Origin of the sequence: Bacteroides sp. 1_1_30, assembly GCF_020982715.1 — a bacterium.
GTDB lineage: Bacteria > Bacteroidota > Bacteroidia > Bacteroidales > Bacteroidaceae > Bacteroides > Bacteroides xylanisolvens.
Map to the genome: position 1 here is coordinate 1 of NZ_JAJKHN010000063.1, position 24,646 is coordinate 24,646.

Here is a 24,646-nt window from a genome sequence, read left to right on the forward strand (position 1 = left end):
TCATTTATCATATAGAATATTTTGTTTTAGTAATAAAAAATATTATTTTTGTGACATCAGGATTGTAATAATATGATTGTTTAGTCATAACAGTCTGTTCCTTTTGCCCAATTTACTAAATATGAAATAAAAATGATTCAGAATTATGATTTGACAGATAATGCGGAAAGGCATCAATATGAATTCCATATTGATAATCTTATCCCCAAAATAAAGTATATAAAATCCCCTAATGGAAAGATATATTTAACACATACGGAGGTGCCTCTTTCCTTAAGAGGGCAGGGAGTGGGGCAGCAACTTGTAGAGAAAGTTCTTGCCGACATTGAGAATCAGCGCCTACGTCTGGTGCCTTTATGTCCATTTGTGGCGGGATATATACATAAACATCCGGAATGGAAGCGACTGGTACTTCGAGGTTTTCATGTTAAATAAAAAAGGATAAAATGAAAAAAGTAGAATACAGCAATGGCGTGTTATCAATTACTTGGCAGCCTGATCTTTGCAAGCACGCAGGGATTTGCGTAAAAACACTTCCTGCTGTTTATCACCCCAAAGAACGCCCCTGGATTCGGATTGAAAATGCGACAACGGAGGAACTTGTGGCACAAATAGAGAAATGCCCCTCTGGGGCACTAAGTTGTCGGATGATAAAAAAAGAAAACGAAAAATACAAAAAACAATAAACCTTATAGGAATTAAGAATGAAATTTATTGTACACAGAGCTGATACAAGAGGCTATTTCGACCATGGTTGGCTCAAGACCTATCACACTTTTAGTTTTGCAGGTTATTATAACCCGGAACGGGTTCATTTCGGTGCCTTACGAGTGCTGAACGATGATACTGTCACTCCTAAAAAAGGATTCAGTATGCACCCACATCACAATATGGAAGTCGTTTCAATCCCCATACAGGGCTTTTTAAGGCATGGGGATAGCGTGGAGAATGAGAGCATCATTACTCCGGGGGAGATCCAAGTAATGAGCACAGGTGCTGGAATTTATCACAGTGAGTATAATGCGAGTGAGACTGAAGAGTTAAAATTCCTGCAAATTTGGATCATTCCGAATATAGAAGGAACGAAGCCTGAATACCATAATTATGATATTCGACCTCTATGCAGACACAATGAGCTATGTACGTTTATCTCACCAGAAGGAAATACACCAGCACATCTGTTGCAAGACGCATGGCTCTCCATAGGCACATTCGATTCCAAGCAGCATATAAAATACCTGATGAACAAAAAGGACACCGGAGTATATATCTTTGTATTGGAGGGGGATGTTAAAATAAACAAACATGTCCTTTCACGCCGTGATGGAATTGGTATATGGGAAGTGGAGGCTGTCACCATAGAGTGTTTGTCTGAGTCACATGTCCTGGCCATAGAAGTACCTATGTTTTAACCTTTTTAATTATCCCACATTAGGAAAATGGACAAAAATCGTTTGGAGGCATTTAGTGATGGAGTATTGGCCATCATAATAACAATCATGGTTCTTTCCATGAATACACCGGAAGAGGCGACATTTGAAGCGCTGCATCCTGTCATTCCTGTATTTGTCAGTTATCTACTCAGTTTTGTATATGTCGGAATTTATTGGATCAATCATCACCAGATCTTACAAATAGCTCAGTGTATCAATGGTAAGATATTATGGGCAAACCTTCATTTATTATTTTGGATTTCTCTGATACCGTTTACAACAGATTGGGTTGGTAAAAACTACCAGTCTCCCGTACCAATGGCCTGCTATGGTGGAGTGTTGTTCATGTGTGCAATTGCTTTCCGGTTATTGGAAAAGGCTTTAATCAGTTTTCATGGTGAGGATTTTCCTTTAAGGAGTCTCCATGAAGGGGGACAGAAAGAAAATATTTCTATTGTTGTATATTTTCTTACAGTACCCTTTTCTTTTATCTCTGTCTGGATTTCTATCGTTAGCTTTTTTGTCATAGCTTGTTGGTGGACTATTCCAAGAGAAGAGTTGAAAAAGTTACCGAATCGTGGATGTAAACACATGTAAACAGTTTCCTGAAACGGAATGTATATGCGAAATTTTTGTCCTTCGGACAATATTCAAGCGTAATGAAGAATTTGGCACAACTCCGAGTATATCTTATATGGACGACTATGAGATTAATTAGAAGAGGAAATATTCAAAAATCATCAATATAAAAGTATCATAATGCCAACAGAATCTATTTTGGGCAGGATTTGAATTGAGATATTCAGCGACTGTCCCAAGGTATACTTCTTTCAATATATTGGAACACAGCAGCCATTGTTTGAAAGCCTGAATACCAAGAATAGAAAAGGATGATACAACAATAAAGGAATTTATCAGGAGTGATAGTCGTGGAACTGAATTATAATTAAATAAGGACATATGGTAAAGATAAAAAACATCAGAAAATAAACCTTATTTACGTTTTACCAACTTCGATATGCTTAAAACAAGGATATCCAGTAAATATCTTAAAAAAATAAGATGGCATATGAAGATAACTGTTTCTATCCTCTCGTATACTATTTTTATTGTAATTCTTCTATCTCCTCCCTAAATTTTTATCCATTGGGGCATAATGTTCCGAAAGAAGCCTGACACTTCTTATGATAGATTCATTATAATCATGTGCTATGCGGCTTTATTCCATCTGCTTTTGATTTTATAAATTGTCGGTATGACATTTGCCGTATGGACTCCGAAAAAATCCACAGGATTTCCGTTTTTCTATTCCGTGCCTTGATTCTTATAGGAGTAATGCTGTTTCTGCGTGCCGAAACAGCATTTCAGTCTGGTGGATCTTTCCTTTGAGAGCCCATTTCTGAGAACTTCCCTCACTGTCTTGTCCTTTGCAAACCTTCCTTGCATACAAAAAATGTTGATGTCCCATATCTTTACAGAATTTTCTGTTAGCAGCATTGGCATATATGGACTTGGCTGCAACACATCTTCCCCTCATCATTAGCTTCTGCTGCAGACGGATATGAGCCTTCAGGTGCACGTTCTTATTGAATGCCTTGAGAGAGATGTGTCCGATGAACGAGATCCCGGCTATCTGTATTGTTTGCTACCTTTACATCGAACTCGACAGATTTTAGCTCCTTACCCCTTACAACAGGGCACACATAATGCTCCGACAATACGGATACTGATCTTCCTGCCTTCAAAGAGCTCCTTTTTCTGTACAAAAATCTTCTGATTATGGAAAGTTATGCTGATAATCTTGTATATATTTGAGTCAAACTCCATATTCTTTATGAATTTCATCTCTTTGTATGATAAGTCTCTTTTCCAGGAATCAAATCATGAGAAACTTGAGCATCCTTGTTTTTGAAACCTTTCTCTTTCTTTTCTTGCAATAGAAAAAAGGATTCCGTGACATTCGTGTATTTGTTACGGGGACGCCTTATGCCGAACTTCCTGCAATGTATGCGGATATCCGGTAGAGCCATTCTCGTTTTTCTAATAATATTAAATTTTTATATCATCAAAAATTATTGCAAGATAACTATTATAAATAGATCTTTATACAAAGTGGACGTCATGTTTGACAGCATGAATTTGAATATATAGAAACAATTATATGGATGTTTTTAGAAGTTAGCTATGTTATACAAAAAGGTAACGAAATAGCCCACAAGTTTCCTTACTTTCAAGTATTTTTTTTTCCTTTAGCTTTTCATATAATTGTTCAACAGACTTAATTCCCATTCCCGGTAGTTTGGCCAATGAGTCAAATCCATTCAGTTTTATAAATCTTAAAAGATCTTCCAACAGGTAGATGTTGTTTTTTCTGAGCGACCGCAAGGTCCTTAGACAGATATCCAGTTTCTCCAAAGGGATAGTTAATAGGTCCACATATTTTGTCGGAATATCCTGATCCCTTACAACCAGTATAAAATTTCTCGGACTCTGTCTTGTTATAATTTGAGGAATGGTCAAAAGAGACTCATAATTTCGGCACTTGATATGCGCATGTTGTAACTCTTTTTTCCATTGCATAGTGGACTTCCAGTTGAAATGTACTATATTGGCAGCCTTTCTATAGATATACGCCAGGTTTCTCAGTGTTATACCCGTTTTCTCTGAAACCTCCCGCATATCATGACCTAATGACAGATAGTAAAAGATTTCTTGCATGTTTTTATCTTCTATCAAAGTTGACATTTCCTTTACAATATTCTCAAGAACCGGTACACACACCGCCGGTAGTTCCATACGGTAAGTATCTTCCTTTCCATGACTTGTTTCAATTTCTGAATATTTCATAATGATTACGTTAGAGGTTCTACAATTATTCCTGCTGTTTTTCGTGGTATTCCCTTAATTGGCTTGGTGGCACCCCAAACAGCCGCCGACAGTACGCTGTGAAATGTGATGGTGAACTGAATTCAAATTTTACAGCTATTTCCTGGAGGGTGAATTGGGGGTCACTGATCATTTCTCTTATCCGTTCAGCTTTTTTTTTCTGCATCCACTTATAGGGACTTTCTCCAAAACAAGAGTGAAATTTTCTACTGAAGGACCGTTCCGAAATATAATATAAATCAGCAAACTCCTTGACAGAATTCACTTTCTTGTAATTTTCCAGAACAAACCTTTCAAAGTGTTGCCTAATGCCAGTTGATGCAGAGAAAAAAGTCGCCAGTTCTTTTTTAGTATAAAATCCTTTTAAAACCAGAAGCAGTTCCTGCTGTTTCAGCGAATGCATGTGTCTGCAAAGCAGTTTTGCCTCCAGATATGAACTAACAGAATCCAATACCACCATTAAAGCCCTTTTAATTGGAAGTATGGGATTGCCTATGTCTGTCGTCAGCTTCCTTGTTGGCAATGAAGCCAAAAAGAATTTGTCACAGGCATTCACATTTTTATCCCAAAACAGGAGTATGCATTTTGAAGCGATCAAGGCCTCAATGTGTGCTTCCACATTTTGTGGTATAAATATCATTTCTTTTTGTGTAATCCTGATTTCTGGAGACATTCCCAAATTGAGGGATATTTCACCACTGATCAGAAACAGACCACATGCCGACTTACTGTTGTCAATCTGGTATATATCACCTTTTTCCAGCTTGTAGCTGACAAAACCTGCATCTGATTTAACCTGGTAATTGAGGCAGGATAAATGTTCATTTAAATATAGTAATTTCATGTTTTTTGTTTTTTATTATAACGCAATTTATAATAATTCGGTTTTTTGTATAACGGACATTTTGTTATCTATAAAGGACTTTTTGTATATATAATATTGTTACTCTAACCGAAAAATCAGGTCATTCAGCTCTTCTTTCATTGAATATGATCCTTTTAATTTCTGCCGGAACCTCTTTGAACTTTAATATAAATAACAGTTTGGCATCATATGTAGCAGTGCTCGATACGGTCCGCTTTCTATAAGGCTATTTGAGGACAGATATCCTGTTAAGTGTCAGCAAGTGTAGAATTCTCCGCCATATTCGACCACGCTCCATAACGGATATTCCATGGGTTGCCATAATAAAGTCTCTACTTGCTTCCAGCTGCTGATCAACGGAATGCAGGTATACCTGAACCTGTAACCATTCTCCGAAAGACGGGTATAGAAAACGTCGTTATAATTTATTTTATCACTCGGATAATAGGCGCCAAACTGGGGATAATTTATCACTTGTACTACATCTGTATTAATATCAGAACACTCTTCCCAATTAATAACTGTTGACGGCTTGCGATAACCGCTGATGGAACGTATCACTTCATGAATTTGCCCTTCAAAGTAGATATGTACTTCCACCAAATAGGTAATGTGCCGGTCATATTCGATGATATACTTTCCTTCGGCGGGTTCTTTCTCTACTTTGTAATTCTCGGAGAGATACTCTACAATACTTATTAATGCCGGTTCTTCAGCCTGAACAAACCGCACGTCATTGCCCCGTGTAAACAGTGCAAGGGCTTTTAGCTGATGATACAAGTTAAGGCATGTTTAAATATAATCTTGGTATTAACCAAGAATAAGTCCTGTTATGAAAGCATGGAAAGAAACGGAAGTTGGTACGAAGAATGGTCAGGCAAAAAACTGGGAAATCCCCAAATGAGGTATGAATATCTTCAAGATTGATACGCAAAGTTTTTAAAACGAGATATGGGATAGAAAGCCAGACTTGAGTCAAAGGTTTTCTCTGGCAAATACTTTTGGGTTGTTGAAGTAACCATTACAATCCAAGTCTTCTTGATGAGACGTTTTTCATCTGAATACTTTCCGCTCTAAGCTGGCAGTGAAAAAAGGAGGACTGGTTTTGGAAGAGGATTTATGCGGCTAGCGGGTATGACTTTTTTAACAATACATTCAACTCTGGTAGCAATATGGATCCGTTAGATATGGCTTTCTGTTTTGCAACAAACGGATTCACGACAGAAGGAAGTAAAGCAGGCGCATTCAATTTCTTTGCAAGAACGGTTGATGACTATGGCAAGAATGACAATACCCTAAATGGACCTTCATTTTCGAAACAGGTGACTATGTTACGGGTTGTCTGCAGTCAGTCTCTTCCTAGTCATTTCACTGCCGTATAAAGCAGGAAGAATCGATATAGGGTAGAACTAAGATGCAGTTTATAAAGATGGGTATCTGATAAACATGGATCTCAGCTCTTTGAATAATGGACAGGGAATTTTTGTAGATGTCAATTTCGGCATTCCTGAAGGAATTGTTCCAGAATCCAATGGACAGAATAATCTAGAAGGTGAAAATGTGAACATCATCGTACATGTGGGGTATAATCATGAAGATCTGTAAACGCTTATCCTGCCATTGACTGACAGAAAAGGAAAGCAGTCAGTTGCTAGATCGGGACTCCCTATTGAACTTGTATCTTGGAAAGCGAGGATCCTTATAGTAAAAATGCATGAAAAATAAAAGCTGTGTATTTATTTGGCTGTTTACTTCATATCTTGGAATGGGGTCATCCTGTATACTTATTATAAAAAAATGTCTTAAACTGAATATAAAAACAACAACAAATGCTTTATTGTTTGCGTTTTATTAATTTATTCGTCCTTAAAAAAAAACGGCGACTATATATAATAATATGTCTATTATGTGTAATGTGTATATCTCTTGTTATTTCTATTTTTGCAATCTAAAAAATATTGTAAAGCAAAGTGTTCTTGATACAAAGGAATTGGTGACAATTTAGATAAAATGTCATAGATTGTTTTGTTTGTTTTTTATATCATAAGAGAAGAACGGTCATGTCTATGCTGCCATGCTGCAACCTGTTTTCTTGTGAATATTCTGCTGGAAAAGTGATGGCGTTTTTCGTCAAAATAATATCAGACTAGGCGGATGTAAGATGATAAGAAAGAATATTGAATAGAAACAGTAAACTAGATGGTTCTTGTTTTTTATGTGCATGGGCAGATGAATATAGATTAAGTACCTCCTTTCATCTTTAAAACAACATTTAGGAAATGTGGGCAGACACTATAAAGGATAAGACTGTCAGCATGGAGTTACATTAGATTCTTTGGGTTGGAGTAAAAGCCTCTCCTGTATTTAAAATATAGGAGAGACGGAAATATGAGTTTACTTTCAAGGGTGCTTTAAAGGTATTTTATAAGGTTTACTGTATCATTTTCTTGTGCAATAGATATAAAAAAAGACCATTTCCAATCTTTTATAATGGAAGATATAAATGCTATTTTGGAATATATGTATTAATTTATTATTATTTTATACACCAATTCTTCTTGACAAGTTTTTAATACAAGCAATTTATAACATGGAATTGAAAAAGGTTCTTATATTTCTGATTTTAGGCTGTTTTGGAGCGAATGTAAGTTTGGCTTTTTGCGGGAGGGATACTCTCCGCTGCCAGATTTACTTTCCGGTAGGCAGTTCCACTGTAAATCTTTCCTTCCGCAAGTAAGCAGTCAAAAATTGGCTCATAATTGAAATCTCTATCTTCGCTGCGAACAAAAATTTTAGAATTTATGTATAGCAGTGAAGATCTTGAAAGGTTTTACTTTCAGTACCAGACCGAGGCTTTGCCTCATGGAGAATCTCTCCAATCGTTTTGTGTTAAGAACAAAGTTCCTTATAACATCTTTCAGAAATGGTACAGGGATACCCGGAAAAAAGTAGTTGAAGTCCAGGTTGATGGTGCTCCTGTAATCGGTCATGAGGAACAATCCGGTGCCATTGATCAACCTCAACCGGTATCACCAGGCAGAACTGATCACCCTGTTCGTATTTGGGTTGAGATTCGTATCAGCAATGGCTTGCATTTGTTCCAAAAGAATTTAAGCTACCCGGATTTGGTTCGTATGGTAGAGAAACTGGAGGGGTTATGCTGAGTGTTACCGGTCTGAATCATTTTTATTATGTCCGTGATTTCACCGATATGCGTTGTAAGCACAGCCGTGTGTTGTCTATCATTCGTGAACGGCTTCACCGGGAACCCAGAGATGGGGATGTCTTTATAGTCATGTCTCGCAATCGCAGAATAGTCCGTATGTTTTCATTTGATAATCGTTCATATAGTCTGTTTGAAAAGAAGTTTGTTGCCGGTTATCAGTTCATGAAAGTGGAGCGAAATGGGGCGGATACTGTTTATCGGATTGCCTGGAAGGACGTGGTTTTGATTCTTGAGAATCCTATAGTTAAAACATTAAAAATCAGATAATCAATCTATTTATCCACTTGCGGTTTTGCGATTATTTTATTACCTTTAATGCTGTAAGTCAAAGGTTTAAGTATGATCGATCTGCAAGATATAATTACAACAAAACGAGAGTTGTTGAGTCGGGAAACCTACTCACGCAACCCTATAAATTATAGTGCAGGTATGGCAGAGGATCAGAAAGACCGATACATACAATACCTTGCTGAGCAAAATCAGGATCTCAGGTTGACAGGTGATGCCATGAAGCTTGTTTTAGAGGATTTTATGGCTCAGATGAAAGAACTGAAGGATCAGATGTCTTCTATGCAATCGAAACATGCTGACCTTGAGAATCGGTTGTCAGAAGAGCATAAACTTCGCAAATCGGCTGAACGTAAGATAAAATCACTTCAAGAAAAACTTGATTACGCCAATCAGGAACGTTTTGGTGATAGACGTCAAAAGATACAATCTAAAGCTAAAACAAGTGATTCAGACCGCCGGAAGGAGAAGGATGATTATGATGGAACCGATGATACGCTTCGCACGGATTCGGTTGGTCATGTTCCATCCCAAGAGTTAAAAGAGCCTTCCGGGAAAGACCGTGACTTGTCCAATCGCCCTGACGGTTATAAAACGATGGGAGTAGCCGGAGAAGCGACAGAGCATCCTTCCGATTTGACAAAGGTTCCCGGTCGGATCATTGAAAGGAGAATGGTACGGGTGTTCAGTTTCCGTACTTTCCTTACGGAAGAATGTTTTGAGATGGTTCATTATGCAGAGCCTGGTAAAAAGCCGAAGTGGGGCTATTTCCCTTCTGAAGGCCATCCGGATGTAGTAACCAGTTTTGAAGGCACTAGGGCCACTCCTGAATTTCTGCAGGCTATCGCCTACGAAGTTTATGTAAAGAATGTGACTTTTGGTCTTCTTCACCAATGGCTGACAGATATGGGCATGACCATTTCTAAAAACACGTTGCGCAACTGGCTTAAGAAAGGTAAGACATACCTGGACGAACTGGTTTGTGTATTGAAGTCTATAGCTTTGGAAAAAGATTCGATTGTGAACTGCGACGAGACCTGGTGTAAAGTGCGTAAATACGATCACTATAAGAAGTGCTACATTTGGGTTCTGGTCAACAAGGCCCGGAAAACAGCCATTTTCTTCTATGAGAATGGCTCGTGCGGTCGTGATGTACTTACAGACTTTTTGGGCGATGCAGAATTGAAGAGTATAATGTCCGACGGATATAATGCTTATGTATTTATCGGCAATGAGCTGAAATCAGCCCGGTTTAAAGATACTGTCCACCAGGTTTGTATGTCTCATGCCAAGAACAAGTTTGTCAAGGCTTCCAATCAGGGTGGTGAACCGACTGCAGAACGCTTTTCCGAAATTTTAAAGGAGTTCTTTATGAGGGAGCGTAAATACGATGATGCCGGATTAACTCCCAAGGAAAGGTTTCAAGAAAGGCAAAGCTTGGAAACTAAGGAACTCCTAATAGAGCTACGCAGTTTGTTAGATAGTGAACAGTCAAAGGATTCAGAATTTAGAAGCCGGTATTATAGAGAAGCTCTCAATTATCTGAACCGGTTCTGGAAAGAGATCTTTGCTTACTTGGATGATGGTGAATTACCGATAGACAACAATCTGGCTGAGCGAACCATTCGAAAGCTGACCACTCAACGCAACAATTCACTTCATTATGGTAGTGATGCCGGTGCAGAGATGGCAGCAACTTATCACAGTGTGATAGGAACGGTAAAGCTTCATGGCAGTTCTATCTGGAACTTCATCGGAACTTTTTTCAAAAATATCTTTAACGGGTGCAGGGATTATGTTAACATGGTTCCTGACAAAATCACTTTGGCTGCCAGCCAATGTTAAATTCAAAACTAATTAATTAACAAAACTCGGTTTAGGGCACTGAAAGGTGCCCTTTCGAAGGGGGATGCCCTAAATTGAGTGCTTACCTTCCGCAATAATGGTACACGCTTAGATTCACTTCTGGCTCGCATTTGTTCTCGACAGGAGAATATGTCGTTGTATCGTGTAATTCTGCGTTCCGGTGCGTCTCCTGAGGGGAATATTCGTTTGAATCAACAGCTGTCAGATCAACGGTGTACAGTCCTGCAATCCTACATCCAGGAGCGTTTGTCTCTGCCTGACTCGGCATTCGTGTCCCTCTCCTTAGGAGAAAGCTGGGAGGAACTTTCCTCCCTTGTCAGAGATTCTGATATGCCCTTCCGTGAGGAGGCTCTCAGTATCCTTCGTGATACCCCCATATGGGTGACCCGTAACGGTGCCGTTGTCGATTCCCGTAAACGGCAGTTGATGAATCTCCGTGGTGGGCGTGTATGGCGTTACATGCTTGAGCATTTTTTCCCCGAACTTCGCAACTGTTCCGTAATCATATGTGAACTTGAGTCTGTTATCACAGGAAAAGACGGGAAATGTCACTCCCCTTCAAAAAAGGTGGAACCGGCGGATACCGTCATCATTCGCAACACACCCGAGAGGGCCGCTGTTGTCCATGACACGGTACAGGCTCCCGTTCCCGTTATCGATGTTTCCAAACCTTTCTATGCGGGGATTAAAACAAACCTGCTTTATGACATTTTTCTCATTCCGAATATCGGCATAGAGTTCTATCTTGGCAAAGGCTGGTCCCTTGGTGGCAGTTGGATGTACGCCTGGTGGAAAAAGGACAGACGCCACCGTTACTGGCGCGTATATGGTGGGGAGGTCGGACTACGCAGGTATTTTGCTTCCCATGCTGTTGGCAGACCTCTGTCCGGCCATCACATCGGTGTTTATGGGCAGGTGCTGACTTATGATTTTGAGCTTGGAGGAAAGGGCTACATGGGTGGTAGACCCGGTGGATCCCTTTGGGAAAAATCCAATTACGGTTTCGGTTTAGAATACGGCTATTCCCTTGCCATTGCCAAAAGACTTAATTTGGACTTTTCCCTGGGAGTCGGTTATTTGGGAGGAATCTATTACAAGTATGTTCCCATGGATAATCGTTATGTATGGCAGAGTACCAGACAACGTCACTGGTTTGGTCCGACGAAAGCGGAGGTCTCTCTGGTATGGTTTTGGGGACGGAGTGATTACAATCTGAAAAAAGGAGGAAAGTAAAAGATGTTGAATATAAAATATGTATTACAGGCTGTTGTGGCTTTTGCAGTCTTGTTGTTGATGTCTTGCGAACATAAGGAGTTGTGTTATGATTGTTCCCGTACCATTAAAATACAAGTTATTTTTGATTGGAGGAATACCCCCAATGTGACTCCTGAAACAATGCGCCTTTACCTGTTTCCTTTGGACGGGGGGAAACCTGAGGCGTATGAATTCACGGATTATCGGGGCGGGGATATCAACGTTCCTGCTGGTCGTTACAGGGCCCTATGTGTCAACTCTGACACGGAATCTGTACTTTACCGTAATATAGACTTCTTCGGGAGCTTTGAAGCTTACGCTCCCGACGGTGTCTTGAGCGTGAGGGGCTTTTCTGTTCCTCGTGTGAAAGGAACTTCCGAGGAGCGGATCGCAAGGTCACCTGATCGCCTTTACAGCGACCGTCTTGATGACGTTACAATTGAACTCTCGAAAGAGAACCAGACAGTAGTTCTCTATCCTGAACTCTCCGTATGCCGTTACCGAGTCAAGATAATGAATGTGTCCAATCTCAAATATATATCTTCTAACGGTCTTTCCGGTGCTCTTTCGGGTATGTCGGGGGGGCTTCTGATGGGACCTAACGATCTCACACTTGATGTCGTAACCGTACCTTTCGAGGTGGTTTCCGATGGTATCTCCACCCTGACGGCCGATTTTTGGGTTTTCGGGCAAATCGGACTAGATGGTCCCGTGCACCAGCTGGTTATCTACGTGATTATGGCCGACGGAAGTAAGAATTACTACACGTTTGACGTGACCCGGCAGGTTGATGACGCGGCTGATCCCCGCGATGTTCATATCCTGCTAGACGGACTTCCTCTGCCCAAGCCTATTGTTAACGGTGGTGGTTTTCATCCGACTGTTGACGAATGGCAGAATATTTATGTGGATGTTCCCATGTAATTGAAACTACTGCATATTTGCAATATGAATAGATAGTGATTATTAATTAAATTAATTGTGTATGAAAAAAATTTTACTTGCGGCTGTTGCTATAGCAGCCTTGGCCTCCTGCTCCAACGACGATGTGGTTGATGTAAACCAGGGTAAGGGCATCTCTTTCCGTACCTCTTTGGACAAGGCACTTACACGTGCCAACGTGACAAACCTGCAAAATCTGGCAGCGTTCAATGTGACGGCCATTGGCAATGGTGTCAATTATTTCACGAATCTGGCCGTCACTTCTAATGATAACGGCAACAATTGGAATACTGCTTCCACTTACTACTGGCCGGGTTATGAACTTGCCTTCTTCGCCTACGCTCCTCAAAACCCTGGTGGTAATGTAGAAATAAGTAGTGCGGAAAAGAAGATAACCGGTTTCTCTCCTGCTCAGAGTGTTCTAGACCAAAAGGATCTTATCATTTCTTACAACACAGGTACCAAATCTCGCAATGAAGCTAATGGTGTTTCCATGAACTTCAAGCATGCCCTTTCTCAAATAGAGGTTAAAGCCAAGTGTTCCAATGACAAGGTTAAGATTGAGGTTCTTGGTGTTAAATTGGTAAATGCCGCATCAAAGGCTGACTTTACTTTTCCGGAAGTGGAAACGAATATCGGTTATGCCTTGCAGCAAAGTGCATGGTCTGGCTGGATGGAAAAAGATGATCCATCAAAGGCTTATGTGATCAGAGGGGAAAATATTGTAACCTTGGATAATGAGGCTAAATCCTTGATGTTCAACAAGGGAAATTTCATGCTTATCCCCCAGAAGTTAGAAAAGTGGAACGGTAATACCGCAACAACCGGCGTCTACTTGTCTGTACTTTGTCGTATTTACAGTTTGGATAATGGGAATGCCACCCTACTATATCCACAACCAACAGATAATGATGACAAGACCGGCAAATATGCATTCTCCGCCGTGGGAATTGACACTAATTGGGAACCCGGTAAGAAATACACCTATATGTTGAATTTCTGTGATAATGACGGTGGTGCTGGTGAGATTGATCCGCTACCAACAGATCCGGCTAATCCTAGTGATCCGAACGTTGATCCCACTCCGATACCTGGAGGTAACGGTGGTGATCCGGTTTTGGGCAAACCCATTAAGTTCAGTGTCTCAGTTGATGAATGGACCGAACAACCTGTTAATATCAACATGTAAATTCTTAATAAGTTTGAATTGTTTTGTTTTTATTACTTGCTGTAATTTAGCAAATTTCCGCCCGGACAGGATTGGACCGGCATTGCCCCATGCCGGGGACAGGGGCGAACTCTACTTCTCACCCTGTCTGTTCCTTTCCGGGCACTTAACAAAAGGTATTCCATGCGTTTGGGGGGATCTGTGAAAAGGAATACTTTATTAACGGTGGTATGATTCTTATTATCGGTGTGACAATCAATTCATTAAAATAGTATATATGAAATATTTCCATTTTACATCACTCTCTAACACAGATGCCTTTTCGTGGTTTCTGTTTTTGGCAATTGTTTCCGGATGTTTCTGTCTGTCCTCCTGTGAGGACGACATGGCGGAGCGATCCTCCTCACGTATATCTTTCACCTCCGAGGTGTGTTCTTCCAAGAATCCATCCACCCGCTCCGTCAGCGGAACTGATGCTCTGCGAGATACTGTCATGGCCTTACAGGGCGGCGGTGCACCTCTTTACCTGCACACGTTGTACACCGATAGTATTACTTTCCCCTCCCCGGACAGCCGCCGTGACACGGCCGTACTTACCCGTGCCACTCCCATAAAGAATGATAACATGTACGACAGTTTCGGCGTTTCCGCCTACTCCTATACCGATTCCTGGGACGAAAGCAAGACTCCCGACTACTTCTACAATATAACTGCCAGCAAATCTGGCAGCGAGTATTCTCTTCCTTTTACTTATTATTGGCCCGGCTCTTCATACAAGATGAAGTTCTTCGCCTATGCTCCAAAAAACAATGAAAACTACGTACTTTCCGGCAATACACACCCCGGCTCTCCAGTCATCAGAGTTGTTATCCCCAATGATGTCAATGATCAGGAAGATCTTCTCGTTGCAAGGACGGAAGAGTTCAATGGTAACAGCAACACCGCCGTGCCGCTTACTTTCAATCACGCTCTGACGGCAGTCAAGTTCGTTTGTGGTAATAATATGCAGGAGGGGACCGTAAAGAGCGTCACACTGAAAAATGTCTATTCCACGGGAAGTTATAATATGGGCTTAAAAACATGGAGTTCCCTGAATACCCCGGCCACATTCTCACAATCACTGAATAAAATCATTACGGGGAGTGCCAACGAGGCTCTTGTTACCGATGCACAGACTTTCATGATGGTTCCCCAGACCCTTCCCGATGGCGCACAGATTGAAATTCTGTTCATTGACAATTCCAATACGGAACATATTCTCACCGCTGATATAAAAGGGACAGTATGGCCTATGGGCAAGACCGTCACCTATAAGGTCTCCACCAGCTCCATCAACTGGTCCTATGTGCTTACTGTCTCCAGCCCTGCGGATTTCACCTACAAGGGTGGGACAAAACCATACCAAATAACCAGTTATAGACAAAACTCCGGGGGAGTTCAACAGGCGGTTCCATGGAGTACGCAATATTCCATAGATAACGGAATAACATGGACGAGTACAAAACCGGTCTGGCTCACCAATTTTACCGAATTCGGCCCGGGCGGCATATCGGCACGATCATACAATGCGACAGTCAGCGCGCAGTCCGGTACGGAATATAATTCTCATACTATCGCTTTGATGAATGCAACTGAAAAGGGTACCAGTACAACACCGTATAACCTTTCAAACAGTAGAGGGCAAATAGAAGTACAGAACACTGCTAACTGCTATGTCGTCAGCGCTCCCGGCTTCTATTCATTCCCATTGGTATATGGTAATGCCATAAAAAACAGCACCATAAATACTGCCGCGTATACTTCCACTGCTACAGGAACCACTATCCTGAAGAGGTTTGTCAATCATACCGGCAATGGGATAACTGATCCCTGGATAAGTAAAAATGCTGATTGCGCTCCTTCCAGAGCCGAGTTGGTTTGGCAAGATGCCATGTCCCTTATTACGGACATCCAATATGTCAGCGGGGCCAATGGTGGTCGTATATCCTTCAAAGTGGACAAGAATCATATCAGGCAGGGGAATGCTATCGTGGCCATCAAGGATGGAAATGACAATATCCTCTGGTCCTGGCATATCTGGGTTACCGACGAGGAGATCGGTAAGACTATCGAGATAACCAATCACCAGAATGAGCGTTATAAACTCATGTCCGTCAATCTCGGCTGGTGTGATGGTAATACAACCGAATTTCCGGAACGCAGTTGCAAGGTAAAAATCATTGCTGGTGACCGGAGCACAGAGATGATCATCAGACAGACTGCAAATTCTATCGTCGCGACTGCCGGTGAGAACCCCTACTATCAGTGGGGACGCAAGGATCCTTTTCTGCCTTCATCCGGATCAAGCACCAACAATAAAACTTGGTATAATAAGGATGGCATTTCTTCCACAGCAAACCCTATGATAGATAGAACTCGATTTGAAGGCCCTGACCGTATCAGGAATTTCATTCTCAAGCCTGATGTTATATTAAATCCTGACGGTTCTAATTCTTATTATTACAACTTGTGGAGTGCTAATAATAATGAATATGTGGCTGGTGATAACGAAGTTGTCAAAACCGTTTATGATCCTTGTCCCGTGGGTTTTACGCTTCCTGCCGGTAATACCTTTTCCGGATTTACCACAACAGGCCAGAAGGTTTCTTCCAAATCTGAGATTAACGGGATCTGGGTGTTAAACAGAGGATATAAATTCTATACTGATATCACAAAAAGTAAAAATATTTTCTTTCCGGCATCCGGGTGGCGTAGTCAAGCCAATGGTAAAGTGTATTATACCAGGGGCAAAGGTACTTCTTGGTCCTCAGTGTATGATGGACACAATGGAGACGCGTTGGGGATGGTTTTTCAGAGTTCGTTTATGGATCCGTCGAGTGCCGACTATTTCTGGGCAATTGGATTCGCGGTCCGTCCCGCCGAAGAATAATCGGGTGTTCACATTGGGAAACTGTGAGATGGCAATCCTGAAGTTTTCCTAGCGGAAAGTGACCATTGCCCCAGTACCTTGGCCTTTTTAATAACGGTTTTGACCACGGCTACCCTGTTTTGATATTCCATCAATAGTTCCTGAAGGGTCTCTATCTGGCTGGCAGGGTCTCAACCTGTTTCTGGCTGTCTGGTAGTTTGGGATACTCTTTTTAATAAAATATAAGGCAACTGATTCATTGAGAGTTAGCTATCTTTTATTATAACAGACAATATGTTTTGTATTTAGGACAAAACACATGCATTCCCTTTATTACCATATCTTTTTAAAATTTTATTTATTATAATTGTACCAGTTATTAAATTTTAAATCAATATTTCTTAAGTATATGAAAACTATCGATTTTTTCTGAAAACTGGTTTGTATGCCGGACTGTATCACTAATCCTCTGTTGACATTTACAGTTCCGATACATTTATTTGTATCATATTACTCACTTAAACATTAATACTTATGAAACAAAAACTAATCTTGTTTGTTTCCTTCCTTTTTTTGGGGATAGGAGGGGCTTTCTCCCAAATAAAGGTGACGGGAATTGTAGTTGACGAGCAGGATGAGCCCGTTATCGGGGCTACTATCCAAGTCAAGGGAGAAAAATCAAGAGGGACCATCACAGACGTTGACGGGAAGTTTAAAATTTCGGCACCACAAAATGCATTGTTGGTGGTTTCCTTTGTCGGTATGCAAAGCACAGAGACAAGGGTTGCACCGACAGTGAAGGTCATCTTGCGCGCGAGTTCTGAGATGCTTGAGGAAGTGGTGGTCACCGGTATGGTTGCTACAGACAAACGGTTATTTACCGGTGCGGCAGATAAACTCTCCGCTTCAGATGTCAAAATCGACGGTATGGCCGACATAAGCAGGGGGCTGGAGGGGCGTTCTGCCGGTGTGTCCATCCAGAATATTTCGGGCACCTTTGGTACAGCACCCAAAATCCGTGTGCGTGGAGCTACTTCCATTTATGGGAATTCCAAACCGTTATGGGTGGTAGATGGTGTCATTCAGGATAATGTGGTTGATATCGGTGCGGATGATCTTTCTTCCGGTGATGCCGTTACCCTGATCAGTTCGGCCATAGCAGGGCTGAACCCCGATGACATAGAAAGCTTCCAGATTCTGAAAGACGGATCCGCCACATCCATTTATGGGGCCAAGGCCATGGCCGGAGTGATTGTGATCACGACCAAGAAGGGCAAACAGGGAAGCAGCAGTTTTTCCTACACCGGAGAATTCACAACCCGGCTGAAGCCCAACTACCAGACCTTCAACATCATGAACTCCCAGGACCAGATGGGCATCTATCAGGAACTTCAGGAGAAAGGATGGCTGAATTTTGCATCCATATCCAGGGCCAGCAACAGTGGAGTATATGGAAAGATGTACCAGCTTACCCACTTTTACAATCCGGTGACAGGGCAGTTCGGACTTCCCAACACTCAGGAAGCGAGAGCGGCCTATTTGCGGCAGGCCGAGTTCAGGAATACGGACTGGTTTGACCTGCTTTTCAGCAATTCACTGATGATGAACCATTCCGTCAGCATGGCCACAGGAAGCGAAAAATCCTCATCCTATATCTCATTGAGTGTGATGAGTGATCCGGGCTGGATGAAACAGAGCAAGGTGTCACGGTACACAGCGAATCTGAACAATACCTATAACATCACAAAGCAATTTTCATTCACTGGGATCGCCAATGCCTCCTACCGCAGGCAGCAGGCTCCGGGGACATTGGGACAGAGCAGTGACGCCGTTTCCGGTGAGGTGTCCCGTTCTTTTGACATCAATCCTTATTCATATGCCTTGAACACCTCCCGCACATTGGATCCCAGACTTAACTATATGCGCAATTATGCGGACTTTAATATCTTCAATGAACTGGAGAACAATAATATTTCCTTGAATATCGTTGATTTAAAATTCCAGGGAGAATTCAAGTGGAAGCACAAGGCAGGAATCCAACTCAGTTTTCTTGGTGCATTGAAGTATTCCTCTGTGTCTCAGAACCACCAGATAAAGGATATGTCCAATCAGGCTCTTGCATACCGCGCCATGGGGGATGCCACCATTATCAATGCCAACTCATGGCTTTACAAAGATCCGGAGAAACCTAACACCTTGCCACAGAGTGTTCTTCCTAAAGGAGGATTTTACAATAAGAACGAGTATAAAATGCTCAGTTATGACTTCCGTCTGGCGGCTACCTATAACCGGGAGTTTAATGAAACCCATATTCTGAACTCCTATGCGGGAGCTGAAGTGAACTCCCAGGAGCGTAGCAGTGACTGGTCCGAAGGCTGGGGAATGCAGTATGACAACGGTGAACTTCCATTTTTCGATTATCTGGCCTTTAAAAGAATGCGGGAACGTAATACGAATTATTATGGCGTGAGCAACACGCTCAACCGCCAGATCGCATTTTTTGCTACAGGAACCTATTCGTACAAGAGAAGGTATACGCTGACCGGTACGTTGCGTTATGAAGGCAGCAACCGTCTGGGTAAGGCCCGTTCTGCACGCTGGTTGCCCACATGGAATGTGGCGGTAGCCTGGAACATGCACGAGGAAGAGTTTTTCAAGAAACTCCAGCCTGCTTTTTCTTTTTTGACCTTGAAAGCCTCTTACTCGCTTACGGCAGATGCTGGTCCTACCTGGGTGACAAACTCACGCGTCGTCATCAACAGTTACAATCCATGGCGTCCTTCTGCCGGTGTGGCGGAGTCCGGTTTGAGAATATCCGACTTGGAAAATTCATCCCTTACCTATGAAAAGAAACATGAGTTGAACATAGGCGTTGATATGGGATTTCTGGATAACCGTATAAATCTGGCGGCCGACTGGTATAAGAGAAACAATTTTGACCTTATAGGCTGGACCAGTACACAAGGTGCAGGAGGACAGGTCAACCGTATGGGGAATGTTGCTTCCATGAAATCACACGGTTTTGAATTTACCCTTTCTACCAAGAATATAAAAAACAAGGATTTCGGATGGAGTACCGATCTGATTTTCGGTTTGAGCAGGACGGAGGTGACGGAACTCAATACCCGCTCCTACATGTTCGCTCTCGTTTCAGGAAGCGGATTCACACGGGAGGGGTATCCGCACAGGGGATTGTTTTCCATTCCGTTTGTGGGGCTGGATGAACAGGGCTTTCCCATGTTTGAAATTTCCGACAAGGACAACCGGAGAGTACTGGTAAACAAGAACAATTATGGCGCGTTGAATTTCCAAGAGAGGGAACATTTGGATTTCCTTAAGTATGAAGGTCCTACGGATCCTACCATTACGGGAAGTTTAGGGAATGTTTTTTCTTATAAGAATTGGAAATTGAATATCTTTGTCACCTACTCTGCAGGAAATAAAGTACGGTTGGATCCTGTCTTTAGGAGTACATACAATGATCTTGACGCCACCCCCAAAGATTTTAAAAACCGTTGGAGGGTTCCCGGTGATGAGAAGAGGACGGATATTCCTGTCATCTCTGCCCGCAGGCATCACCAACTATATTCCAATTTGAATTTAGGATACAATGCCTACAACTATTCGACGGCCCGTGTTGCCGATGGCGGATTTGTCAGGATGAAGGAAATCTCTCTGACCTACTCCCTGCCGGGCTCTTTGCTTGAGGGGAAATTGTTGAAGTCCGCTTCCATAAAGGTTCAGGCTACCAATCTGTTCCTGATTTATTCGGATAGGAAGCTTAACGGCCAGGATCCTGAATTTTTCCGTTCGGGAGGAGTATCGGCCCCTGTCCCCAAGCAGTTTACCTGTACATTGCGTTTGGGATTCTAAAACATAAGATAATTAAGTATTGATTTAAAATCGATTTTCAAATGAGAAAAGTATATCATACAGTTTGTATGCTCGCTGCATTGTGTGTCACAACTTCCTGTGACGATTTTCTGGACAAGATGCCGGATAAACGGGCCGAGATCAACAGTAATCAGAAGATCAATGAGCTTTTAGTATCGGCCTATCCCAATGTTGATCCGATGATGATTTATGAACACCGTACGGATAATGTGATGGATAACGGACGCCGGTTTGGAGATCCGGCGCGTATGATTGTCGAGAATTATTTTTGGGAAGACATCAGTGAGACGGACTGGGATGCTCCCGAAGCATTGTGGAACAGTTGTTACGGTGCGATTGCAGCAGCCAACCAGGCTTTGGACGCTATCAGGGCACTTGGTTCTGGCTCCGGAAATGATCCGCAAAGGGGAGAGGCCCTTTTATGCAGGGCTTATGCCCATTTCTTGTTGGTCAACACTTTCTGCCAGCCGTATCGTGAAAGTTCCGCGATATCTGATATGGGAATTCCTTATGTGGAAGAACCGGAGACGGTTATCGGAAAGCTATATGACAGGGGGACGGTCGCTTCCGTATATGAAAAGATTGCCCGTGATATAGAAGAAGGCTTTCCCTTGATTAATGACAACTCTTATGCTGTCCCTCTCTATCATTTCAACAAAAGGGCCGCAGCGGCCCTTGCCTGTCGTTTTTATCTGTTTTATGGCAAGTATGAACAGGCATTGGTATATGCGGAAGAAGCTATTGATGAAGATCCTTCATCTTCTCTGCGAAATTTAAAAAGTTATACAGTATTGACACAATCCAGTGAATGGCGCGACAGGTTTATCAGCAAGGATGAGCCTGCCAACTTACTTTTGGTGGCGTTGCGGTCCATGTGGGGAAGAAACTATACATCCCAACGGTACGGCAATTCCGATAATATAGTGAATCTGTTGATTTACCGTTCGAGTGGTCCATGGGGTAAAGCCTTGCCGGATTTCGACCTGCTCTTTCATTCTTCAGGATATCCTGTCAAGTCACAGCCAAAGTATAATGAGATATTCGAGGTGACGAACGAGACAGCACAGACCGGCCAGCCCCACGTAGTACAGATGGTATTTACTGTGGATGAAACGTTGTTATGCCGGGCCGAGGCCAACGCCATGTTGAAGCGTTACAATGATGCGGCGCGGGATCTCTCTTTCTGGTATGTCAAGAAAGGCGGGAAGGGGGCAACATCCTCCGAAATTGTTGATTACTATACGGCCAGAGAAGCGGCCGACAAACAGGCTCTTGCCAAGGGGGAGCTGAGTCCGTGGCTCTTGTTGGTAAAGCCGTTCAATGCAACATTCCCCGTTGAAGATGGAGTGCAAGAAAAAATGCTCCAGGCTGTATTGCACGCACGGCGTATTGAAACAGTATTCAGCGGTTTGAGATGGTTGGATATACGCCGCTTCGGCATAGAAGTGATACATAATGTGGAGGAGAAAGAGCCGGTTGTATTACCTGCCGGAGATCTCAGGAGGGTGATACAGTTACCGCAAGCGGTGACCGCGGCAGGATTACCTGCCAATCCACGATAAGGTTTTGTAACAATATAAAAGAATGAATTATGAATAAGTTGATATACATTCTGATGGGCATCGCAATTGCAATGTTGCTTTTCTCATGCGATGAAGAGGATTTGGACCGTTCCAAGAGCATTTTCAACACTTCCTCTGAACCTAAAAGTGAATTTGACAAATGGTTGACTACGAACTATGTGGAAACTTACAATATTGATTATAAATATCGTTTGGAAGATATTGAATCTGACTTCTCCAAGAATCTGGCACCGGCAGATCTTCTGCAAAGCATGAGGCTTGCGAAAATCATAAAGCATGTTTGGCTGGAAGCCTATGTGGAGGTGGCAGGTATAGACTTTATGAGAAAACATGCTCCGGCCATTCTGCATATAGTGGGGTCGGCTGCATGGAATGGAGACGGAACGATTACGCTCGGTACGGCCGAAGGCGGGCTCAAGATAACTCTTTACATGACAAACTGGCTTAATCCCAAAGATATCGAGAATATGAACAAATGGTTTTTTAAGACCATGCATCACGAATTCACCCATATATTACAACAGGATATCAATTATCCGCAGGAATACAATCTGATCAGTGCCGAGGACTACCGTCCTTCAGGATGGCACAACAGGCATGAACTTGCAGACTATGCCAGTCTTGGATTCATTACGGATTATGCCGGCAGCATGCCCGTAGAGGATATAACCGAAGTCACATGTTGTTATGTGACCTTTACAGATGAGGAGTGGAATGCCGTATTCGAAGCGGCCGGTGAACAGGGACGTGCCAAACTGAACCAGAAAGTAGGCATAATGAAGCAGTATATGCTTGAGGTTTGGAAAATTGATATGGACCGGCTGAAAGCGGTAGTGCGCCGCAGGATGAATGAAGTGATACAGATGGAACTGTTGGAACCCGAATGGCTCCCGGTTCCTGCAAACAGCCGAGCTACAACCAAGGCTGCATTCCAACTGCTGGAAGAACAGTTGCGCGGACAATGGGCACATGCCTTGGAGGAGATGGACCAGCATCCAGACCACTGTCATATCCATAATGCTAATTTGATTAATATTTTACAATATGACAACAAATAAGACCATGAAAAATAGATTGTATATGCAGCTTTTTCTGCTGTTGGGTATATGCGCTTTCGTGTCTTGCAAAACTGAAATTGATGACTATTTCGACAGTTCTGCGTCACAGCGTATAGAAAATGAGATCTTGAAATATAGAGAATTGCTCTCTTCCCCTCAATATGGCTGGGCTATGGAATATTTTCCCGGAGGCACCAATCAGGCTTTTGGCGGTTATGCCCTGGCCGTCTCTTTCTCACGGGACGGGTATGCCACTTTTCTTTCCAGTTTGTCGGATGATGTGGGCAAGTCGGTGACAAGTCTTTATTCCTTGAAGAAGGATATGGGGGCAACCTTGAATTTTGATACCTATAATGAGCTCTTCCATTATTTCTCTGACTCAGATATCAGTGACGGTGACGGGCAGGGAAAAGGACTTCTGGGAGACTATGAGTTTATTTTACATTCGACCACGGAATCCGAAATTTTAATGTATGGGAAAAAGCATGGTTCTGCCATACATATGTATGCCTTGAAGGAACCGGCAGAGGTATATCTGCAGAAAGCCAAGGAGAATCGAATGAGTTACCAGAATATTGCCGCAGTCAGCGGATTGAAAGGGACCTTTGCAGGTAAGCCTGTCACGGGTGATGTGATAACTTCCCAATATTTCATGCTTACCCAAGGAGACAAGCAGACAAAATTTTCCTTTATGTTTACCGACAAGGGAGTCAGACTGTATGCGCCAATAGAACTTGACGGACAGAGAGTGGAGAAGCTTGTATGGAATGCTGATGAAAAGACATTTTCCAGTCCTGATGGAACCACGCGACTGGAATTGATTGCCGATCCTTTGGGCTTGAGGGAAGAACAGTTTTTGGGTGAATATGCATTGTCTTATACCGGTAAGAAAACGGATGTTTCTATCAGCAAACAACCCAATGGAGGTATTCTGATGAAAGGGCTTCCTTTTGATGTAAGGCTTACTTATAATTCCAAGAAGGGAGCGTTGGAACTGAACAGCCAACAGTTGAAAATCTCTCCGGATATACGGTTGGCCATATGGTGCTCGCAGCTGGGAAATCTGACGTGGAGCACTGGTTATGGTCTCATTACCCGCTGGAACGGGGATGATGAGAACTTTGTCCTTGAGCTGGTGGACAACGGATATGAATGGTTTGTCGAGGGCAAAAGAATCTATGCCGACGCTTTTATACTGTGGAATACGGCAGGCGGAGAATACAAGGAATACGGTGACTCCCGTTTTCAAAATTTAAAACTGACCAAAAAGTAATA

Annotated in this window: 20 protein-coding genes and 1 pseudogene; 17 read left to right on the forward strand and 4 right to left on the reverse strand. The window is 42.4% G+C overall.

Translation table 11 applies throughout. The features are described from left to right. The first annotated feature begins 132 nt into the window (after positions 1 to 132). From LPH68_RS17730 to LPH68_RS17745, 4 genes are read left to right on the forward strand one after another with little or no spacing between them, the layout of a single operon-like run. The gene (locus LPH68_RS17730; protein WP_048696559.1) at positions 133 to 435 is read left to right on the forward strand and encodes a GNAT family N-acetyltransferase; all 303 of its coding nucleotides are present in this window, start codon (positions 133 to 135) and stop codon (positions 433 to 435) included. Between the two features lie 11 nt (positions 436 to 446). Next, entirely contained in the window at positions 447 to 686 is a 240-nt protein-coding gene (locus tag LPH68_RS17735; protein ID WP_048696562.1) for a (4Fe-4S)-binding protein, read from the forward strand. Between the two features lie 18 nt (positions 687 to 704). Further along, entirely contained in the window at positions 705 to 1,412 is a 708-nt protein-coding gene (locus tag LPH68_RS17740) for a pirin family protein (RefSeq protein ID WP_048696563.1), read from the forward strand. A 27-nt stretch (positions 1,413 to 1,439) separates the two neighbouring features. After that, positions 1,440 to 2,030, forward strand: a complete 591-nt coding sequence (locus LPH68_RS17745) for a TMEM175 family protein (RefSeq protein WP_048696566.1) — start codon at positions 1,440 to 1,442, stop codon at positions 2,028 to 2,030. A gap of 612 nt (positions 2,031 to 2,642) precedes the next feature. Here the strand turns inward: LPH68_RS17745 and LPH68_RS17750 are convergent. The 4 genes and pseudogenes from LPH68_RS17750 to LPH68_RS17765 all read right to left on the reverse strand — a co-directional run. Further along, positions 2,643 to 3,483 (reverse strand): annotated as a pseudogene (locus LPH68_RS17750) (DDE transposase); the annotation flags it as partial. 137 nt (positions 3,484 to 3,620) lie between these two features. Then, complete coding sequence (locus LPH68_RS17755; protein ID WP_048696567.1) at positions 3,621 to 4,280, reverse strand: DNA-directed RNA polymerase subunit alpha C-terminal domain-containing protein; 660 nt, start codon at positions 4,278 to 4,280, stop codon at positions 3,621 to 3,623. A 25-nt stretch (positions 4,281 to 4,305) separates the two neighbouring features. Continuing rightward, positions 4,306 to 5,163 carry a helix-turn-helix transcriptional regulator gene (locus LPH68_RS17760; RefSeq protein WP_048696569.1) on the reverse strand — a complete coding sequence of 286 codons (858 nt, stop codon included), beginning with the start codon at positions 5,161 to 5,163 and terminating at the stop codon, positions 4,306 to 4,308. A gap of 276 nt (positions 5,164 to 5,439) precedes the next feature. Continuing rightward, positions 5,440 to 5,964 (reverse strand): hypothetical protein, encoded by a 525-nt coding sequence (locus tag LPH68_RS17765; RefSeq protein WP_117697682.1) that lies wholly within the window; start codon positions 5,962 to 5,964, stop codon positions 5,440 to 5,442. Between the two features lie 392 nt (positions 5,965 to 6,356). Here LPH68_RS17765 and LPH68_RS17770 point away from each other — a divergent pair, with 392 nt between their 5' ends. The 13 genes from LPH68_RS17770 to LPH68_RS17830 all read left to right on the forward strand — a co-directional run bounded on the left by LPH68_RS17770 (position 6,357) and on the right by LPH68_RS17830 (position 24,644). Continuing rightward, positions 6,357 to 6,566: a hypothetical protein gene (locus tag LPH68_RS17770; RefSeq protein ID WP_117697680.1), complete on the forward strand. Its 210-nt coding sequence runs from the start codon at positions 6,357 to 6,359 to the stop codon at positions 6,564 to 6,566. A gap of 64 nt (positions 6,567 to 6,630) precedes the next feature. Then, entirely contained in the window at positions 6,631 to 6,789 is a 159-nt protein-coding gene (locus tag LPH68_RS17775; RefSeq protein WP_153882927.1) for a hypothetical protein, read from the forward strand. 1,196 nt (positions 6,790 to 7,985) lie between these two features. After that, a complete protein-coding gene (locus LPH68_RS17780; protein ID WP_008781475.1) occupies positions 7,986 to 8,348 on the forward strand; it encodes a hypothetical protein in 363 nt (120 codons plus the stop codon). Beyond that, complete coding sequence (gene tnpB / locus LPH68_RS17785) at positions 8,342 to 8,677, forward strand: IS66 family insertion sequence element accessory protein TnpB (RefSeq protein ID WP_008782597.1); 336 nt, start codon at positions 8,342 to 8,344, stop codon at positions 8,675 to 8,677. Before LPH68_RS17780 ends, tnpB begins: the two co-directional genes overlap by 7 nt. Positions 8,678 to 8,749: 72 nt before the next feature. Further along, entirely contained in the window at positions 8,750 to 10,543 is a 1,794-nt protein-coding gene (locus LPH68_RS17790) for an IS66 family transposase (RefSeq protein ID WP_048698759.1), read from the forward strand. A gap of 150 nt (positions 10,544 to 10,693) precedes the next feature. Beyond that, positions 10,694 to 11,797, forward strand: coding sequence for a DUF3575 domain-containing protein (locus tag LPH68_RS17795; protein WP_080979950.1), 1,104 nt, complete (start codon positions 10,694 to 10,696; stop codon positions 11,795 to 11,797). Between the two features lie 3 nt (positions 11,798 to 11,800). Next, positions 11,801 to 12,742, forward strand: coding sequence for a DUF5119 domain-containing protein (locus LPH68_RS17800; protein ID WP_048698760.1), 942 nt, complete (start codon positions 11,801 to 11,803; stop codon positions 12,740 to 12,742). Between the two features lie 61 nt (positions 12,743 to 12,803). Further along, on the forward strand, positions 12,804 to 13,949 hold the full coding sequence (locus LPH68_RS17805; protein ID WP_048698762.1) for a fimbrillin family protein: 1,146 nt from the start codon (positions 12,804 to 12,806) through the stop codon (positions 13,947 to 13,949). 256 nt (positions 13,950 to 14,205) lie between these two features. Then, a complete protein-coding gene (locus tag LPH68_RS17810) occupies positions 14,206 to 16,857 on the forward strand; it encodes a fimbrillin family protein (RefSeq protein WP_053088293.1) in 2,652 nt (883 codons plus the stop codon). A gap of 513 nt (positions 16,858 to 17,370) precedes the next feature. Then, positions 17,371 to 20,709 carry a SusC/RagA family TonB-linked outer membrane protein gene (locus tag LPH68_RS17815; protein WP_117697298.1) on the forward strand — a complete coding sequence of 1,113 codons (3,339 nt, stop codon included), beginning with the start codon at positions 17,371 to 17,373 and terminating at the stop codon, positions 20,707 to 20,709. Positions 20,710 to 20,750: 41 nt separating this feature from the next. Next, on the forward strand, positions 20,751 to 22,292 hold the full coding sequence (locus tag LPH68_RS17820; RefSeq protein WP_048698768.1) for a RagB/SusD family nutrient uptake outer membrane protein: 1,542 nt from the start codon (positions 20,751 to 20,753) through the stop codon (positions 22,290 to 22,292). 29 nt (positions 22,293 to 22,321) lie between these two features. Then, positions 22,322 to 23,371: a putative zinc-binding metallopeptidase gene (locus tag LPH68_RS17825; RefSeq protein ID WP_065421932.1), complete on the forward strand. Its 1,050-nt coding sequence runs from the start codon at positions 22,322 to 22,324 to the stop codon at positions 23,369 to 23,371. A gap of 4 nt (positions 23,372 to 23,375) precedes the next feature. Then, positions 23,376 to 24,644, forward strand: a complete 1,269-nt coding sequence (locus tag LPH68_RS17830) for a DUF4302 domain-containing protein (protein ID WP_161800202.1) — start codon at positions 23,376 to 23,378, stop codon at positions 24,642 to 24,644. Positions 24,645 to 24,646 lie beyond the last annotated feature (2 nt).

Excerpts from the sequence above, each read along its gene's own strand:
- LPH68_RS17730 (WP_048696559.1), top strand. The coding sequence starts at position 133 with ATGATTCAGAATTATGATTTGACAGATAATGCGGAAAGGCATCAATAT.
- LPH68_RS17735 (WP_048696562.1), top strand. The coding sequence starts at position 447 with ATGAAAAAAGTAGAATACAGCAATGGCGTGTTATCAATTACTTGGCAG.
- LPH68_RS17740 (WP_048696563.1), top strand. The coding sequence starts at position 705 with ATGAAATTTATTGTACACAGAGCTGATACAAGAGGCTATTTCGACCAT.
- LPH68_RS17745 (WP_048696566.1), top strand. The coding sequence starts at position 1,440 with ATGGACAAAAATCGTTTGGAGGCATTTAGTGATGGAGTATTGGCCATC.
- LPH68_RS17755 (WP_048696567.1), bottom strand. The coding sequence starts at position 4,280 with ATGAAATATTCAGAAATTGAAACAAGTCATGGAAAGGAAGATACTTAC.
- LPH68_RS17760 (WP_048696569.1), bottom strand. The coding sequence starts at position 5,163 with ATGAAATTACTATATTTAAATGAACATTTATCCTGCCTCAATTACCAG.
- LPH68_RS17770 (WP_117697680.1), top strand. The coding sequence starts at position 6,357 with ATGGATCCGTTAGATATGGCTTTCTGTTTTGCAACAAACGGATTCACG.
- LPH68_RS17775 (WP_153882927.1), top strand. The coding sequence starts at position 6,631 with ATGGATCTCAGCTCTTTGAATAATGGACAGGGAATTTTTGTAGATGTC.
- LPH68_RS17780 (WP_008781475.1), top strand. The coding sequence starts at position 7,986 with ATGTATAGCAGTGAAGATCTTGAAAGGTTTTACTTTCAGTACCAGACC.
- tnpB (WP_008782597.1), top strand. The coding sequence starts at position 8,342 with ATGCTGAGTGTTACCGGTCTGAATCATTTTTATTATGTCCGTGATTTC.
- LPH68_RS17790 (WP_048698759.1), top strand. The coding sequence starts at position 8,750 with ATGATCGATCTGCAAGATATAATTACAACAAAACGAGAGTTGTTGAGT.
- LPH68_RS17795 (WP_080979950.1), top strand. The coding sequence starts at position 10,694 with ATGTCGTTGTATCGTGTAATTCTGCGTTCCGGTGCGTCTCCTGAGGGG.
- LPH68_RS17800 (WP_048698760.1), top strand. The coding sequence starts at position 11,801 with ATGTTGAATATAAAATATGTATTACAGGCTGTTGTGGCTTTTGCAGTC.
- LPH68_RS17805 (WP_048698762.1), top strand. The coding sequence starts at position 12,804 with ATGAAAAAAATTTTACTTGCGGCTGTTGCTATAGCAGCCTTGGCCTCC.
- LPH68_RS17810 (WP_053088293.1), top strand. The coding sequence starts at position 14,206 with ATGAAATATTTCCATTTTACATCACTCTCTAACACAGATGCCTTTTCG.
- LPH68_RS17815 (WP_117697298.1), top strand. The coding sequence starts at position 17,371 with ATGAAACAAAAACTAATCTTGTTTGTTTCCTTCCTTTTTTTGGGGATA.
- LPH68_RS17820 (WP_048698768.1), top strand. The coding sequence starts at position 20,751 with ATGAGAAAAGTATATCATACAGTTTGTATGCTCGCTGCATTGTGTGTC.
- LPH68_RS17825 (WP_065421932.1), top strand. The coding sequence starts at position 22,322 with ATGAATAAGTTGATATACATTCTGATGGGCATCGCAATTGCAATGTTG.
- LPH68_RS17830 (WP_161800202.1), top strand. The coding sequence starts at position 23,376 with ATGAAAAATAGATTGTATATGCAGCTTTTTCTGCTGTTGGGTATATGC.